The organism is Bacillus sp. FSL R5-0585 (assembly GCF_038004545.1).
GTDB classification, from domain to species: domain Bacteria; phylum Bacillota; class Bacilli; order Bacillales; family Bacillaceae_G; genus Bacillus_A; species Bacillus_A cereus.
Genome location: NZ_JBBORJ010000001.1, coordinates 274,444 through 290,517, shown reverse-complemented (window position 1 = coordinate 290,517; position 16,074 = coordinate 274,444). Strand labels below are relative to the sequence as shown.

Below are 16,074 nucleotides of genomic sequence, written 5' to 3'. Positions count from 1 at the left end.
AACATCTGCACCATTTCGGTACAGATGTTTTTTACTTATGCCTTTTTCTTAAATAAGTTTGCAATACTTAATGCAAGCCCTCCCCAAATGACTACTATTCCAATAACCATCATCATAATTGCTGATCCACTCATTATGAAACACCTCGATCTTTCCATTCTTTTTCAAGCTTGGCAGAATCCGAATGTATTTGTGCATTCCATTTCTTTAGACTAATAATTAGCGCAACAATAAGGAAGGCTGCTGCTATCGACCAACCATACGTTACAACAAACTCAGTCGGATAATCTCCATAATTCTTTTTAATATTTTGGATTGTACCATCAATTAGCATATACCCTAACATAAGCGGAGTAATAACGAGTAAACTCACTCTCCAAAACGTTCCTAATTTAATATCAGATACAAAGTTTGCATGATTTTGATAAACTGGTAAACGACGTAAAATGAGCCCTATCGTCACTACTTCCGCAAGTGCAATTGTAATTAATCCGAAATTATTAGCGAAATAGTCGACAACATCTAAGAACATAAGCCCACCACGTGTTGCAAATACAAGAGAAACTAACACGAGAAGGGTTCCCATAATTCCAATGGTTTTTTCCCGACTTAAACTGAATTTTTCAGATACAGCGGCAAAACATACTTCCGCGAGTGAAATAAGTGATGTGATTCCAGCAACCGTTAACGATAAGAAAAATAATACACCAAACAACGGTGACATCGGCAATTCATTAATAATTTGCGGAAATACTACGAACGCAAGCCCAACGCCAGCACTTGCTACTTTATCAACCGGTACTCCCATATTATTCGCCATAAATCCAAGAGCTGCAAAGACCCCAATACCTGCTAATAATTCAAATCCTGAGTTTGCAAATCCAGTAATAAAGGCATTATTTGTTGTATCCGAGTTTTTCGGTAAATAACTAGAATACGTAATCATAATTCCAAATGCTAAAGATAAACTAAAGAATATTTGACCATAAGCAGCAAGCCATACTTTCCCATCAAAAATACGACTCCAATCTGGTTTAAAGAATGCATCTAGTCCTTGCATAGCACCTTCCATCGTCACTGCACGAACGACGATAATAAGGAACATAACAACTAATAAAGGAATAAATATACGGTTAACAACTTCTATTCCTTTTTTAACTCCTTTAAATGCAACGCCAAGTACAATAATCCAAACGAGAGCTAATGGAATTAATACTTCCGGTACAAGTCCTCCAAATTGCCCTGGCTTATCTGCAACATGTAAGTACTCTTTAAATAAAAATGATTGCGTGTCTTTTCCCCATGCTCCAGTAATTGCAAAGTATGTATACGATATAGACCAAGCAATAATCACTGCATAATATGTTGAAACGATAAATGTTACGCACATTTGCCACCATCCAATAAATTCGGCACGCGGGCTAATACGGAAAAATGTAAGTGGTGCTGAACCACGATGACGATGACCAAGGGCAAACTCAAACGCTAACAATGAAATACCAGTCGTTAATAATGCAAATAAGTACGGTAAAAAGAATGCTCCTCCTCCATTTTCATACGCTGTATAAGGAAAACGCCATATGTTTCCTAATCCAACGGCAGATCCGACCGCTGCAAAAATAAATCCAGCTCTCGTTCCCCATTGTTGCCTCGTTTCCATGTTTCCTTCCCCCTTTATGACAAGTTCATACTTGGATTATATTTTAAATTGACTAAATTATCAATAAATTCTGTTAATTTTTGCGAAAATTAACATCTCTCTCCTATTAACGGCATAAAAAAATCGAATAGACAATTATTCGTCTATTCGATCTTTCATCTGTTTTAATATTTTCTTTTCAAGTCTTGAAACTTGTACTTGCGAAATGCCTATGCGCTCTGCTACTTCTGACTGTGTTTGATCTTTATAGTAACGCAAGTATACAATTAAGCGCTCTCGTTCATCTAGTTCTCTAATCGCTTCTTTTAAAGCAATTTTATCGAACCATTTCGTTTCAGATTGATCTGCAATTTGATCTAAAATAGTGATTGGATCTCCATCGTTTTCATATACAGTTTCATGTATAGATGAAGGGGCCCGGCTCGCTTCTTGTGCTAGCACAACTTCCTCTGGCGTTAGTTCTAGTGCCTCTGCCACTTCATTAATCGTTGGAGCCCTTCCGAATTCTTTCGAAAGCTCATCTCTCATCTTTCGAATTTTGTTTCCTGTTTCTTTTAAAGACCTACTAACTTTTACTGATCCATCATCGCGTAAGAAACGTTGTATTTCACCAATAATCATTGGAACTGCATATGTTGAAAATTTCACGTCGAAAGATAAATCAAATTTATCTACCGATTTCAAGAGCCCAATACACCCAATTTGAAATAGGTCGTCTGGTTCGTATCCTCGATTAAGAAACCGCTGTACAACCGACCAAACGAGGCGCATATTACTTTGAACGATTGTATCTCTCGCTTGTTGATCTCCATCTTGACTTTTTTGAATTAACGCTTTTAGCTCGTGGTCCTTTAACTGAGGTTTCTTCTTCTCATTTTTGACCTCTATGTCCATAGGCTATTCTCCTTAATTGCATAGAGCGTTACTATTTGATAAGTATTTTGTCAAATGGATTGTTGTCCCGAAAGATTCGTTTGAAATAACTTCTACTTCATCCATAAAATTTTCCATGATAGTAAATCCCATTCCGGAACGCTCTAATTCAGGTTTAGTTGTAAAAAGGGGTTGTCTCGCTTCATCTAAGTTAAAGATTCCAATCCCTTCATCTCGAATCGTGAGTTTCACCATTGCTTCTTCCAAAATTACAGAAATATAAACAATACCTTCTGCATTTCCTTCGTATCCATGAATAATTGCATTTGTAACCGCTTCTGACACAACTGTTTTAATCTCCGTTAATTCTTCCATCGTTGGATCTAGTTGTGCAATGAAAGCCGCCACTGTAACGCGAGCGAATGATTCATTTTGACTTAATGCTGAAAATTGAAGGTTCATTTCATTTCTCATCTATGCCACCCCCAACGTCGCGAGCGCGTGCGCTTCACTTTCTTCTAAGCGAACGATTTTGAATAAGCCCGACATTTCAAATAAACGCTTAACAGGCGGTGAAATTGCACAAACAACCATTTCTCCACCTAATCCCTTTACGTGTTTATATCGGCCTAATATAACACCTAGACCAGAACTATCCATAAAAGATAAGTTCTCTAGGCTCAAAACAATATGATGAACACCATGTGTCTCAATCATATCTGTTACTTTCGTTCGCAACTCTTCAGCCGTATGATGATCTAATTCACCCTCTAGTCTCACACATAGGACGTCACGTTTTACTTCTAATTGCATGGAAAGACTCACACGATTTCCTCCTTATGCTCAAACTTTACTTATTCACATACATAAAGATTTTCGTGATACAAAATAAGAATCCTTCCTGCTGACAAAAGAAGAACTATTTCGTCATAAAGTGAAACCTTTCAGCATTATTCACTTACATACGAATAGAAAAGCGGCAAAATATTTGCCGCTATTTTGATGTTGAAAACATCCCAAAACTTCTTTTAAATAACTCCCACCAGCTCGCTGCAGCAACATCTTCTTTTGCTACAATTGTTTGTTTTAATAAAACATCTTTATCTTTTTTAATAACAAGTGTACCAAGCGCGTCACCTTTTTTAATCGGTGCTCTTACTTTCTTTTCAGCAATTACTTCTTGTTTTACCTTGTCCATATTCTCGCCCTTCTTCATAAGAAGAGAAACATTATCTGATGCAACTAAATCTACTTTTTCTTTTTTCCCTTTTCCTACTTGAACTGTCTTAATTTTTTCGCCGCGCGTATACAATTTCTTTGTCATATATTGTCCAAATGCATAGTCAAGAAGCTTTGTCACTTGGTTGTTCCGTTCTTTTGATGTTGGTGCTCCCATGACAACTGAAATGACACGCATACCATTTTTTTCAGCCGATGCTGTTAAACAATATTTCGCTTCTGTCGTAAAACCTGTTTTTACTCCATCTACGCCAGGATAAAAACGTACTAGTTTATTCGTATTAACGAGCCAAAACTTTTTATCCGTATCTTCACGTAAATAATCTTCGTACTTACCTGTGTATTTACGAATAAGTGGATACTTCATCAATTCTCTCGCCATTATAGCCATATCATTTGCTGTCGAATAATGGTCTTTGGCCGGAAGACCTGTTGGATTTTGAAAATGTGTATTTTTCAGCCCTAAATCTTTCGCCTTTTTGTTCATCATATTTACAAATCCTTCTTCTGAACCTGCGATGTGCTCGGCTACTGCAACAGATGCGTCATTTCCAGATGCAATTGCAATACCCTTTAACATCTCATTTACAGTCATCTCTTCCCCAGGTTCTAAAAAGATTTGCGATCCACCCATTGAAGCTGCATGTTCGCTTGCTCTAACTTTATCGGTCAGTTTTAGTTTTCCTTTTTCAACTTGTTCCATAATTAAAAGCATTGTCATAATCTTTGTCATACTAGCAGGTGGTAATTTTTCATTTGGGTTTTTATCAAATAAAACTTTACCTGTATCTTGCTCAATTACGATTGCTGACGACGCTTGTTCCGCTAACTTCGGCGTTGTTTCTTCTGTTTTCTCCTGCTTCGTTTTTTCAGATTGCGCAAAACTCACTGAAGTTCCAGAAAGCAATAACATGAAACAAACAAGTATTCCAAAAACTCGCTTCATGACTAACCCTCCATTCTATATCAGACCTATTTTTTCCAATTTCCCTTTTTTTAATACCAATTTTTTCTATTATTTTCAGTTGACAAATATATTCGTCCCCTATATTGTATTAAGTGTATTACACATAGTAGTACACTTAATACATATGAGGAAGGAGACATTGCTCTTGCATATTCAACTTGACCCAAGAAGCAACACTCCGATATGGGAACAAATTGTTCAAAATATAAAAGAACTCGTATTGAAAAACATGTTGGCTCCAAGTGATAAACTTCCTTCTGTACGCGAACTCGCTTCTTTACTCGTTATAAATCCAAATACAGTGAGTAAAGCGTATCAAGAGTTAGAGCGACAAGGAATTATTGAAACGTTACGAGGAAAAGGAACATTTGTATCCCAATCGATTACCCCAACATTAGACGAAAGGAAAATCGCTATGGTTGAAAAGCAATTTCATCAATTACTATTAGAAGCCTCTTATCTTGGTATTACGAAAGATAAAATTCATGATTGGATAGATTCATACTATAAAGAGATTGGAGGAAATACAGATGCTGAAAGTGACAAGCCTGAAGAAAACAATTGATAATCAAACGATTTTAGACGATGTTTCTTTCACATTGCAAAGAGGGAGTATCATCGGATTACTTGGAAGAAACGGCGCGGGAAAAACAACTTTATTACGAACGATAGTCGGCATTTTAGACCCAGACGAGGGAACTGTTACATATGAGGATATCGACATCCATAAAAATCCTGAAACGAAACAAAAAATCGTATATGTTCCGGATTCTACTAACATACTGAACGGTTATACAGTAAAAGAAATCGTGAAGTTTTATAAAGCAGTTTATACAGCATTTGATGAACCATATTTCTACGAACTACTAGAACGTTTCAACTTACCAAACAAACGAATTCGTAGCTATTCAAAAGGCATGAAAGCACTGCTCGCCATCATTTTAGCTGTTTCTACAAAAGCAGAATATATCATTTTAGATGAACCGACAAATGGACTTGATCCTATCGTGAAAAGGAAAATTTTACAGTTTCTCGTTGGAGAAGTTGCAGAAAAAGAGATTACCATTTTCATCTCCACCCACCATTTAGATGAAGTAGAACAAATTGCAGATACAATTATTATATTAAAAGGCCATACTATCTCGTCTATTACATCACTAGACGATGCAAAATCACGATTTGCTAAAATACAAGTTGCTTATGAACGTTCATTACCTCAAAAACTAGAAAACTTAAGCAATATTAAAATATTAAATCAAACAGGAAAAGTATATACAATCTTAATCGAAGGAAATGTGGCTACAACACTGGAGAAGTTTTACAAAGAACAACCTATACTTATTGAAGAATTAACAATGTCACTTGAAGATGTCTTCGTTACGACACTGGAGGAGGATGGGTATGTTTCATAAAGCGTTGTGGATGTGGAATTGGAAACGCGGGAAATATGCTGTGTTGCTATTCTTCTTTAGTTCCCTTTATCTTCTATCTCTCGGATACTATAGAAGTGCTCAGATGGAACTCGATAAATATTACGAATTACAAGAAAAAGGGAAACAGTATTATTATTTTTATACCTTTTCTTCAGGAGAAGGTAATAGTTTTTGGTTAACTCTTCTTATCATTGCTTTAGCTTGCTTATTGATAGGTTGGGAACGTAGTAACCAATCTAATACACTACTTATGACGATGCCGTTTAAAAGAAAAGATGTTTTCTTATCGAAATGGGCTTTCGGTTCATTTTGTATTGTGAGCTCATTACTTATAAATTGGATTCTTATGTATGTTATTTATAGAACAACTATTCATTTTGATTATCAATCATTTAGTCCATTTCACCGATACTTTCTTTATGCGATTGTTTCTTATGTTGCAGTATATACAGCTGCATTATGCATCGGCACTTTTACTGGAAGTGTTGTTTCACAGCTTGTTTTTTGTATTCCGTGGTTACTAGCGGGAGTTACATTTACTACGTTATTATACACTTTCACAATAAACCATTTAAATGCCATGGATACTAGGAATCCAAATTTTTATAAACAACTTCATGAAATCAATCAAAAAACGAATATGGTTGCACCAATTAAGCACTTTTCTATCACTTATCAGTATGATCCAGAATCTCGTAAGAGTGAGAACGATCCAACTATTTTAAGAGATCCAGCATCTCATACGTATTATTCAGCTAAATCAATGTTAGTCCCTATTTTCTATACAATATTTTATTTACTACTTGGAACATATTTATATACACGATCACCAAATGAAAACAGTCAAAAAATATTTATTTTCCAGAAGCATTTACGAATATGGGTATGGGGAACAACACTATATTTCACTTTACTTGGTGGCTATAAAATATACAGTTTAAATTTCTTGTTTAGTTACTATATTGGTATATTTGCCGCTGGAATAATCACATATTTTATACTATCACGCCTAACAAATTATAAAGTTTTTTAGGAGGGATCCTATGTTTCAAAAAGCATTATGGCTAAGAACGTATCAACAAAGTAAATATGTTATATGGCTATTGTGGCTCAGCAGTTTCTATAATTTATCATATATGTACTATATGACCTCCATTGAACAACAACAATATTTACAGATGGACAAAGCGTGGAACTATATATATCATTACTACTTTAATTTAACACTTTTAAAACCTGTCATGTTGTTAGGTAGTATACTTATCGTTCTAGCCTGCACGTTAATTGGGTGGGAAAGGCAAAATAACTCTAGTGACTTGTTATGGTCTATGCCCTTTAAACGTTCGCACCTCTATATAACAAAATGGTTGTTTGGAATCTGCAATATTGCAGCAATTGTCGTTTTAAACTGGGGATTGTTTGCCATTATGAAAAAAACAACTTTTCATAATAAATATCAAATCTTTTCCCCATTCCATACGTACTTTCTATACATGTTAATTGTGCTAATTGCTATTTATACACTTGCATTATGTATAGGAACGATTGCTGGAAATATCGTATCCCAAGGAATTATCACTGCTATTATAATCGTTTTCCCATTCTTACTTCCCTCTCTTATCGTAGGGGTAATTAGTGTTCATTCAAACGCGGATGGGGAAAAGATTCATACTAAAATAAACAATATGACGGAAAAGGTACGTATTTCTAGCCCAGCAGAAGAATTTAATATTGTATTTAATTACAATCCACAAAATGCTTACACCGATCCTAAAGGAGGTCATCATGATGAGCCAAATTTTTCATACATTCCTTCAGCTAAAACATTAATTGGACCTATTGCACATATTATTCTTTTATTACCACTTGGGATATATTTATATGCCCGTTCAGTAAATGAGCGAAATGGTAACTACTTATTATATCCAAAACTACAAAAAGTAGTATTGGCTTGTGCAATTTTCTTTGGTGGTACCATTGGAGGTTTAATGTTAAGTGGCGCGCAGTCATTGTCCAGCTTTTACATCGGATTTTTAGCGACTAGTTTCCTTACATATTTCTTCCTACCAAAAATATTAAAATGGAAAGTCTCTTGGAATTTCAAATAAAATAACCTCCTCTAGATGAGGAGGTTATTTCACATTCTCTCTTCTTTTCCCATACTCTTTTTCTTGCTTCGTTCCAAAACCGTCACCATTTGCGACAATTTGATCTGTTGGGGCAACTATGCTTTCAGCAATTCTCCATTCTCCTCCTTGTTGAATAAACACTTGCATAAAATAATTCATGCCATTTAACTGATACGGATTTTCTTTTTTCACTTCGTAACGCGCTGCAACATAATACACTTGCACATTCTCAGCTTCAAACTTAGAAATATATTGCGATAATCTTGGGATATACTGGGATGCTTTCTGCAGTGGCAGCTGTTTTACTTTTACAAGAGAAGACTTTGTTACATTACTGATCGTATCTTCATGCCGAATGTTATCACTATGATGAAATAAAATAGCATTCTGCATTGAACGAATCCATAGTTTTGAATATAAAACAGGTTGCTTATTTGAAATATGTTGTAATTCTTTTTGAACGACTTGAAGGGGCGTAGCGGCATCTGCGAATTGATTAAAGCAGAAAAAACTTCCCATCATAATGAAAAGCATAGAAATACGTTTCATAATTTTTCACTCCGATTCTTTTTAATTAAAGTATCGGAGTTTCAAAATATTTTTATTCAAAAGAAAAAGGATAGGAATGCTTTCGCTTCCTATCCTCATTTATTATAATACGCGGCCAAATAGTTCTAAGACCATTTCTATTTCTTGGTCGCTCCAACCTTTAAATCTCTCTTTATAATATTCTTTACGCACAGCTTCAAGTTTTTCAGTTACTTCTCTTCCGTGCTCTGTAATTTCTAAGTACACGATTCGACGATCTGAATTAGAACGTTTTCTTTCTACTAATCCTTTTCGTACGAGACGATCTGTAACAGCTGTAATATGACTGGAGGTTACGTTTACTTCACTCGCAATTTGCGAAGCCATCTGTGGACTCTTTAAAAATAACGCACGTAATACAGAAAATTCATTATATGGCATATGTTCTGCAAAACGTGTATTAATATCATTTTGTAATAAACGTATCATTTTTCGAAATGATGCAGATAAATCTAAAATCAGTGTTTCTCTTTTTTCGTTCAATAGCCTCGTCCCTTTTTTATCATATTTACACATATTATAATCTATAAATACCTATGTTGTATATGCTTTCTTTCCTCAACATTCTCATTTATGTAACTTTTTTCATATAAATTTCTTTTTTGTTCACACATATACATATAAAAAGGATGGTGATGGAAAATGCAGGGTGGAATGAATCCTTATTTACACAACGTACGCACAGCTAATACTGGTAAAGAAGCTACTATTACTGTACAAGGGGAAGGCGTCGTTAAAGCAAAACCGAATGTTGTTATATTAACGCTTGGCATTCGAACAGATGATAAAAATGTAAAACAGGCTCAAGAAGAAAATGCAGTGCAATCCAAACAATTGCTGGATGCACTTAAACAGCTTGGTATTGCCGATAAAGATATAGAAACGATTTCTTATACGATCACTCCTCAATACGAATATGTAAATGATAAAGCATTGCTACAAGGATACCGCGTGGAGCATTTGTATGAAATTACCGTTTTAAATGTACAAAAAGCTGGGGAAGTATATGATATAGCCGTTTCAAATGGTGCAAATGTAGCAAAAGGTTTACGTTTCCGAGTATCTCATCCAAATAAATATTATGAGCAAGCTCTCATTCAAGCTCTGCACCAAGCAGTAGAAAAAGCTCGTGCTATTGCGAGTACATATAATTTAAATATTAATCCTGTTCCCCTCTCATTCGTTGAAGAATCTGCCCAATTACCAAGGGAGGTTACGTCTTATGCTACTTTACATGCACAAGCAGCCCCGCCTATTCAATCGGGTGAATTAGAAATCATTTCATCCATACGGGCTATTTTTACGTATTTATAACGAATTCTCTTTACAAGTAAACGTTATCATTTTACTTGTTGTAAAAACATGATGTTCTGATATAATAAAGAACGGTGAGCTCTTACGAAAGAGATATCACGGGTGGGAGAGGGATATGAAAAAGAAGGTTTAACATGAAAGGAATACTTGAAAGAACATTTAAATTAGGTTTACACGAAACATCACCAAAACAAGAAGTTTTAGCTGGAGTTACGTCATTTTTCACAATCGTATATATTATGATTGTAAATGCGTCAATCTTATCAGATGCTGGTATTCCTCTTGAAGCTGGAATTTTAGCAACTGTTTTTAGTTCATTTGTCGGATGTCTACTCATGGCATTTTGGGCAAATGCACCTGCTATTCTTGTCCCGGGTATGGGTGTAAATGCATTCTTCACGTACACAGCTGTGCATACGCTTGGACTAACTTGGCAAGAAGCATTGGCTGCTGTCTTTATCTCTGGTATTATTTTTGCAATTGCCGCTTTTACACCAATCGCTCGCGTGCTATCAGTATCAATTCCAAAGTCATTAAAGGAAGCGATTACTGTCGGCATCGGATTATTTTTAGCGTTTATCGGATTGCAAAAAGGTGGTTTAGTCGTTTCGAACCCAAATACTGCTGTGGCAATGGGGAAATTAAGTAATCCTGTCGTTCTTGCGACATTACTTACTCTTATCATTGCACTTGTATTATTTATTCGTAACGTACGTGGAAACTTTTTATGGACGATTGCAATAGGAACTGGTATCGCATGGTTATTTGGTCTTGTGGATACGAGTCAAGTGGGAAATAGTTCATTCTCATTCGCTAATTACGGTGATGTGTTTGGAGCTATGTCATTTGGGAAACTTTCTTCCTTACCATTTTGGATTGCAACATTCTCTTTAAGCATGGTGCTTATCTTTGAGAACATGGGACTTCTGCACGGTTTATTAGAAGATGATCGTAAATTCCCACGTGCTTACCAAGCCAATGCAATTTCAGCAATGACATGTGGTCTATTTGGCACAAGTCCTACCGTTTCAACAGTAGAAAGTGCCGCAGGTATTACTGCAGGTGGTAAGACAGGTCTGACGTCTATCGTTACTGGGTTGCTATTCTTTGCATCACTGTTTGCTCTTCCATTTGTCAAATTAATTCCTGATAGTGCCATTGCACCAATCTTAATTATTATTGGCGGGCTGATGATTACAAGCATCCAACAAATTCCTCTGAATGACTTTTCAGAAGGATTTCCAGCATTCTTAATTATCGTTATGATCCCGCTCACATATAGTATCGCTGATGGCATTGCGTTCGGATTTATTGCTTACCCTATCTTAAAAGTTGCTCTTGGAAAGCGTAAAGAAGTCGCACCATCTATGTATATCATTACATGCTTATTCTTAGCTATGTTTGTATTACATGCTATTGGTTAAAAAAACACCGAGGAAATCCTCGGTGTTTTTTTACTTAAACCATCCTTTTTTATAAAACCAGGCCATCATTCCGCCGCCAATTAGTGCCATGATAAGTAGACAAATAAAATAACTATATTGTCCACCAAGCTCTGGCATATGCGTAAAGTTCATTCCATATACTCCCGCAATAAATGTTAATGGCATGAAAATAGTCGAGAATACAGTTAATGTTTTCATAATGTTATTCATATGATGTGAGTTTAATGAAAAATAACTATCCCGAATATCTGCTGTTAACTCTCGACTTGCCTCAATCATTTCTGTTAGTTTAAGCAAATGATCATGTATATCTTTAAAGTAAATTTCATGATCGCTTATACCATAAAAACGAGTCGAATTTAAAATACGATATAATAAATCACGCATTGGAATGATTGTACGCCTTAGCTTTGATAAATCTGCACGTATATCAAATACCTCTTCTAATACGCTTCCTGCTGTCTCCCCGGTTAAATTATCATCAATTGCATTTAAATGATCCTCAATGTAATATACAGGCGCAAAATAGTCATCTACAATTTGGTCAATAATTGTATGAGCTACGTGTAAAGGACTATTTTTAATACGCTTCTTTTCTCCAAGTGTTTTCCATACTCTTTCGATTGCATTGTTATGAGAAAAGTGGAAAGAAACAATATAACGATCACTAATAAATAAATCGATTTCGTGCGGTTCTAGTCCATCTTCCCCAAATGCATGAAGAACTAAAAAGTTATATCCATCATAAAAATCAACTTTTGGCCTCTGTACGTATTCTATACAGTCTTCAATTGCAAGGGGATGGAACTTAAAATGGTCCTGCAGAATATATGTATACTCTTCTTTCGTTGGCTTATATAAATCTAGCCAATACCATACAATATGGTCTTTCTTTGTTTCTTCTAGAGAAACATCATATAATACTTCATCTGTTTTTGTTACTGCACAAATTCTAATCATAATTTCACCCATTATTATTATAAACAAAAAATAGTAAAAAAAGCCAAGGAGAAACCTCCTCAGCTTTTTTTATTACTTCGTTACGATACCGTGTACTAAAGTTGGTGCATCTACGTGTTCTTTAGAGATCTTCATGTTCTCATAAATTTTCGCTTTTACATCTTCAACATTTTCGCGGTTTGCGTAAATTGTAACGAGAGATTCACCTTGCTTCACGCTATCGCCTACTTTTTTGCGCAGCATTAGACCAACTGCTAAATCAATTTCAGACTCTTTCGTTGCACGTCCTGCTCCTAAAAGCATTGCTGCTGTTCCGATTTCGTCTGCAACGATTTCTGATACATATCCGTCTTCTTTCGCTTCCACTTCAATTTTAAATTGTGCTTGTGGCAATTTAGAAGGGTCATCAACAACAGATGCGTCACCGCCTTGCGCTGATAAGAACGTTTTAAATGATTCTAGCGCTTTTCCGTTGTTCATTACTTCAATTAGCTTTTCACGTGCATCTTCTAAAGATGAAGCTTGTCCAGCAAGGTACACCATTTGACTTCCAAGTGTTAAACATAGCTCTTCTAAATCTTTCGGCCCTTTACCTTGTAATGTATCAATTGCTTCTTGAACTTCTAATGCGTTACCGATAGCTTCACCGAGTGGTTGACTCATATCAGAAATAACTGCCATCGTATTACGACCAACGTTATTACCGATACGTACCATTGCTTCTGCTAAACGTTTTGCATCTTCATCCGTTTTCATAAATGCACCTGCTCCAGTTTTTACATCAAGAACAATTGCATCTGCACCAGCAGCAATTTTTTTACTCATAATCGAACTTGCAATAAGCGGAATTGAGTTTACTGTTGCTGTTACATCACGAAGTGCATATAGCTTTTTATCAGCAGGTGTTAAGTTACCACTTTGACCGATAACAGCGATTTTGTTTTCATTTACAAGACGCATGAATTCATCGTTTTCAATTTCCACATGGAATCCTGGAACTGCTTCTAATTTATCAATTGTACCACCAGTATGTCCTAAACCGCGTCCAGACATTTTCGCTACTGGTACATCTAAAGCAGCTACTAATGGACCTAATACAAGTGTCGTTGTATCACCAACACCACCTGTTGAATGCTTATCTACTTTTACACCTTCAATAGCCGATAAGTCGATTGTATCACCGCTATTTACCATTGCCATCGTTAAATCAGCACGCTCTTGATCGTTCATATCTTGGAAGAAAATTGCCATTGCAAGTGAACTTACTTGATAATCAGGAATATCACCATTCGTATATCCTTCAACAATAAAGTTAATTTCTTCTGTCGTTAATGCATGTCCGTCACGTTTTTTTGCAATTAGGTCCACCATTCTCATTGTGAAGTCACCCCTTCATTTGTTTTACGATTGCTTTTACTAATGCTAAGAAGTTAGCTTTAACACGTTCTGTCGTTTCAATTACTTCATCGTGGTGAAGTGGTTGATCCAAAATACCAGCTGCCATATTTGAAATACAAGAAATACCTAATACTTTCATACCAGCATGACGCGCTACAATTACTTCAGGTACTGTTGACATACCAACTGCATCTCCGCCAAGTGTACGAAGCATACGAATTTCAGCAGGTGTTTCATATACAGGACCTGTCATTCCCACGTATACACCTTCTTGTACTTTAATATTTAAGTCTGCTGCAACTTGTTTCGCCATTTCGCGAAGTTCTACTGTATATGATGTAGACATATCAGGGAAACGTACGCCCATTTCAGAATCATTCGGTCCGATTAATGGATTCGTACCCATGAAGTTAATGTGGTCTGAAATTAACATAAGATCGCCTGGCTCAAATGATGTATTTACACCACCAGCTGCGTTTGTTACAACTACTGTTTCTACACCTAGTTCTTTCATAACACGAACTGGGAATGTTACTTTTTGCATGTCGTATCCTTCATAGAAGTGGAAACGTCCTTGCATTGCTACTACTGTTACACCTTGAAGTGTACCAAATACTAGTTGACCTGCATGGCCTTCTACAGTTGATACTGGGAATTCAGGGATTTCACTGTACGGTACTGTTACTGCGTTCTCAATTTCGTCTGCTAATACACCTAGTCCTGATCCAAGGATTAGTCCTACTTGTGGTGTCTCTTGAAATTTCTCTTTTAAGTATGAAGCTGATTTTGTAATAAGTTCACGATTCATTTGTTTATCCCCCTATTTCTTTAGCTCATTTAAGAAGCTTGTTCCGTATTCTGGCATTTTCACACCGAAGTTTTCTGCTACTGTTGCACCAATATCAGCAAATGTTTGACGAAGTGGTAACTCGTGTCCGCCTTCTTTCATGCTTGGGCTATATGCTAATAATGGTACATATTCACGTGTATGGTCAGTACCAGGGTGAATTGGATCATTACCGTGGTCTGCTGTAATTAATAATAGATCATCTTCTTTTAGTTTTGCGAATACTTCTGGAAGACGTGCATCATATTCTTGCAGAGCTTCTCCGTATCCTTGTGGATCACGGCGGTGGCCGAATAATGCATCAAAGTCAACTAAGTTTAAGAAGCTAAGACCTGTAAAGTCCATATTTAATGTATCTACAAGCTTATCCATTCCATCCATGTTAGACTTCGTACGAAGTGATTCCGTTACCCCTTCGCCATCATAAATATCAGAGATTTTACCAATAGCAATTACATCGTAGTCACTATCTTTTAATTCATTCATTACTGTACGACCGAATGGTTTTAATGCATAGTCATGACGGTTTGGTGTACGTGTAAAGTTTCCAGGTTCACCAACGAATGGACGAGCAATAACACGACCTACCATGTATTTCTCATCTAATGTTAATTCACGTGCAATTTTACAAATTTTATATAATTCATCAAGTGGCACTACTTCTTCGTGTGCTGCAATTTGCAATACGCTATCAGCAGAAGTATAAACGATTAAAGAGCCCGTTTCCATTTGCTCTTGACCAAGTTCATCAAGAATCTCAGTTCCAGAAGCTGGCTTATTACCGATAATTTTACGGCCTGTTTTTTCTTCTAATTCATCAAGTAATTCTTTCGGGAATCCTTCTGGGAACACTTGGAATGGTGTATCAATGTAAAGGCCCATGATTTCCCAGTGACCTGTCATTGTATCTTTACCAGTAGATTTCTCTTGCATTTTTGTGTAATATCCAAGTGGTTTCTCTACTTTAGAGATACCTTTCATTTCTCGAATGTTACCAAGACCTAATTTCACCATGTTAGGCATTTGTAACCCATTCATATGTTCAGCAATGTGACCAATTGTGTCAGATCCTAGATCACCAAATTGCTCAGCATCTGGTGCTTCACCGATTCCCACAGAGTCCATTACGACTAGGAATATACGTTTATATTTATTCATAACTGCGACCTCCTATAAGTTCAGTTCTACTTCTTGTAGTATGTTCAAAACGCTATAAAGTGA

General features: G+C 36.2%; 18 protein-coding genes. 6 read left to right on the top strand and 12 right to left on the bottom strand.

Going from position 1 to position 16,074, the window contains the following annotated elements; all coding sequences use genetic code 11:
* Positions 1-35: 35 nt before the first annotated feature.
* From MKY38_RS01630 to dacF, 6 genes are all read right to left on the bottom strand, one after another.
* Positions 36-134 carry a methionine/alanine import family NSS transporter small subunit gene (locus tag MKY38_RS01630; RefSeq protein WP_000016826.1) on the bottom strand — a complete coding sequence of 33 codons (99 nt, stop codon included), beginning with the start codon at positions 132-134 and terminating at the stop codon, positions 36-38.
* Positions 134-1,660, bottom strand: a complete 1,527-nt coding sequence (locus tag MKY38_RS01625; protein ID WP_000450089.1) for a sodium-dependent transporter — start codon at positions 1,658-1,660, stop codon at positions 134-136. Before MKY38_RS01625 ends, MKY38_RS01630 begins: the two co-directional genes overlap by 1 nt.
* A gap of 135 nt (positions 1,661-1,795) precedes the next feature.
* On the bottom strand, positions 1,796-2,554 hold the full coding sequence (gene sigF, locus MKY38_RS01620) for an RNA polymerase sporulation sigma factor SigF (RefSeq protein WP_000350729.1): 759 nt from the start codon (positions 2,552-2,554) through the stop codon (positions 1,796-1,798).
* A 12-nt stretch (positions 2,555-2,566) separates the two neighbouring features.
* Entirely contained in the window at positions 2,567-3,007 is a 441-nt protein-coding gene (gene spoIIAB / locus MKY38_RS01615; RefSeq protein WP_001243398.1) for an anti-sigma F factor, read from the bottom strand.
* Positions 3,008-3,358 (bottom strand): anti-sigma F factor antagonist, encoded by a 351-nt coding sequence (gene spoIIAA / locus MKY38_RS01610; protein ID WP_000059135.1) that lies wholly within the window; start codon positions 3,356-3,358, stop codon positions 3,008-3,010.
* 169 nt (positions 3,359-3,527) lie between these two features.
* Positions 3,528-4,718 (bottom strand): serine-type D-Ala-D-Ala carboxypeptidase DacF, encoded by a 1,191-nt coding sequence (gene dacF / locus MKY38_RS01605; RefSeq protein ID WP_065222913.1) that lies wholly within the window; start codon positions 4,716-4,718, stop codon positions 3,528-3,530.
* A gap of 166 nt (positions 4,719-4,884) precedes the next feature.
* Here dacF and MKY38_RS01600 point away from each other — a divergent pair, with 166 nt between their 5' ends.
* Genes MKY38_RS01600 through MKY38_RS01585 form a run of 4 tightly spaced genes read left to right on the top strand, consistent with a single transcriptional unit; the run spans position 4,885 to position 8,280 of the window.
* Positions 4,885-5,304 carry a GntR family transcriptional regulator gene (locus MKY38_RS01600; protein ID WP_065222912.1) on the top strand — a complete coding sequence of 140 codons (420 nt, stop codon included), beginning with the start codon at positions 4,885-4,887 and terminating at the stop codon, positions 5,302-5,304.
* Positions 5,270-6,151, top strand: coding sequence for an ABC transporter ATP-binding protein (locus tag MKY38_RS01595; protein ID WP_065222911.1), 882 nt, complete (start codon positions 5,270-5,272; stop codon positions 6,149-6,151). The genes MKY38_RS01600 and MKY38_RS01595 overlap by 35 nt, the downstream gene beginning before the upstream one ends.
* Positions 6,141-7,205, top strand: coding sequence for an ABC transporter permease subunit (locus MKY38_RS01590; RefSeq protein ID WP_065222910.1), 1,065 nt, complete (start codon positions 6,141-6,143; stop codon positions 7,203-7,205). The genes MKY38_RS01595 and MKY38_RS01590 overlap by 11 nt, the downstream gene beginning before the upstream one ends.
* 10 nt (positions 7,206-7,215) lie before the next feature.
* Positions 7,216-8,280: an ABC transporter permease subunit gene (locus MKY38_RS01585; RefSeq protein ID WP_065222909.1), complete on the top strand. Its 1,065-nt coding sequence runs from the start codon at positions 7,216-7,218 to the stop codon at positions 8,278-8,280.
* A 24-nt stretch (positions 8,281-8,304) separates the two neighbouring features.
* Here MKY38_RS01585 and MKY38_RS01580 read toward each other — a convergent pair whose 3' ends face one another.
* Positions 8,305-8,850, bottom strand: a complete 546-nt coding sequence (locus MKY38_RS01580; RefSeq protein WP_048530901.1) for a hypothetical protein — start codon at positions 8,848-8,850, stop codon at positions 8,305-8,307.
* A 102-nt stretch (positions 8,851-8,952) separates the two neighbouring features.
* Positions 8,953-9,372, bottom strand: a complete 420-nt coding sequence (locus MKY38_RS01575) for a MarR family winged helix-turn-helix transcriptional regulator (RefSeq protein ID WP_001003305.1) — start codon at positions 9,370-9,372, stop codon at positions 8,953-8,955.
* 159 nt (positions 9,373-9,531) lie between these two features.
* On the opposite strand from MKY38_RS01575, the gene MKY38_RS01570 reads away from it, so the two are divergent.
* Both MKY38_RS01570 and MKY38_RS01565 read left to right on the top strand, forming a co-directional pair.
* Positions 9,532-10,203 carry an SIMPL domain-containing protein gene (locus tag MKY38_RS01570; RefSeq protein ID WP_001161448.1) on the top strand — a complete coding sequence of 224 codons (672 nt, stop codon included), beginning with the start codon at positions 9,532-9,534 and terminating at the stop codon, positions 10,201-10,203.
* Positions 10,204-10,337: 134 nt separating this feature from the next.
* Positions 10,338-11,627 (top strand): NCS2 family permease, encoded by a 1,290-nt coding sequence (locus MKY38_RS01565; protein ID WP_000676240.1) that lies wholly within the window; start codon positions 10,338-10,340, stop codon positions 11,625-11,627.
* Positions 11,628-11,657: 30 nt separating this feature from the next.
* On the opposite strand, the gene corA is transcribed toward MKY38_RS01565, so the two are convergent.
* The 4 genes from corA to deoB are packed head-to-tail and all read right to left on the bottom strand — an operon-like array spanning position 11,658 to position 16,011.
* Positions 11,658-12,620 (bottom strand): magnesium/cobalt transporter CorA, encoded by a 963-nt coding sequence (gene corA, locus MKY38_RS01560; protein WP_002000765.1) that lies wholly within the window; start codon positions 12,618-12,620, stop codon positions 11,658-11,660.
* Positions 12,621-12,680: 60 nt separating this feature from the next.
* A complete protein-coding gene (locus MKY38_RS01555; protein ID WP_001243069.1) occupies positions 12,681-13,985 on the bottom strand; it encodes a pyrimidine-nucleoside phosphorylase in 1,305 nt (434 codons plus the stop codon).
* Positions 13,986-13,992: 7 nt separating this feature from the next.
* Positions 13,993-14,814, bottom strand: coding sequence for a purine-nucleoside phosphorylase (locus MKY38_RS01550; RefSeq protein ID WP_001078446.1), 822 nt, complete (start codon positions 14,812-14,814; stop codon positions 13,993-13,995).
* 12 nt (positions 14,815-14,826) lie between these two features.
* Positions 14,827-16,011 carry a phosphopentomutase gene (gene deoB, locus MKY38_RS01545; protein ID WP_065222908.1) on the bottom strand — a complete coding sequence of 395 codons (1,185 nt, stop codon included), beginning with the start codon at positions 16,009-16,011 and terminating at the stop codon, positions 14,827-14,829.
* Positions 16,012-16,074 lie beyond the last annotated feature (63 nt).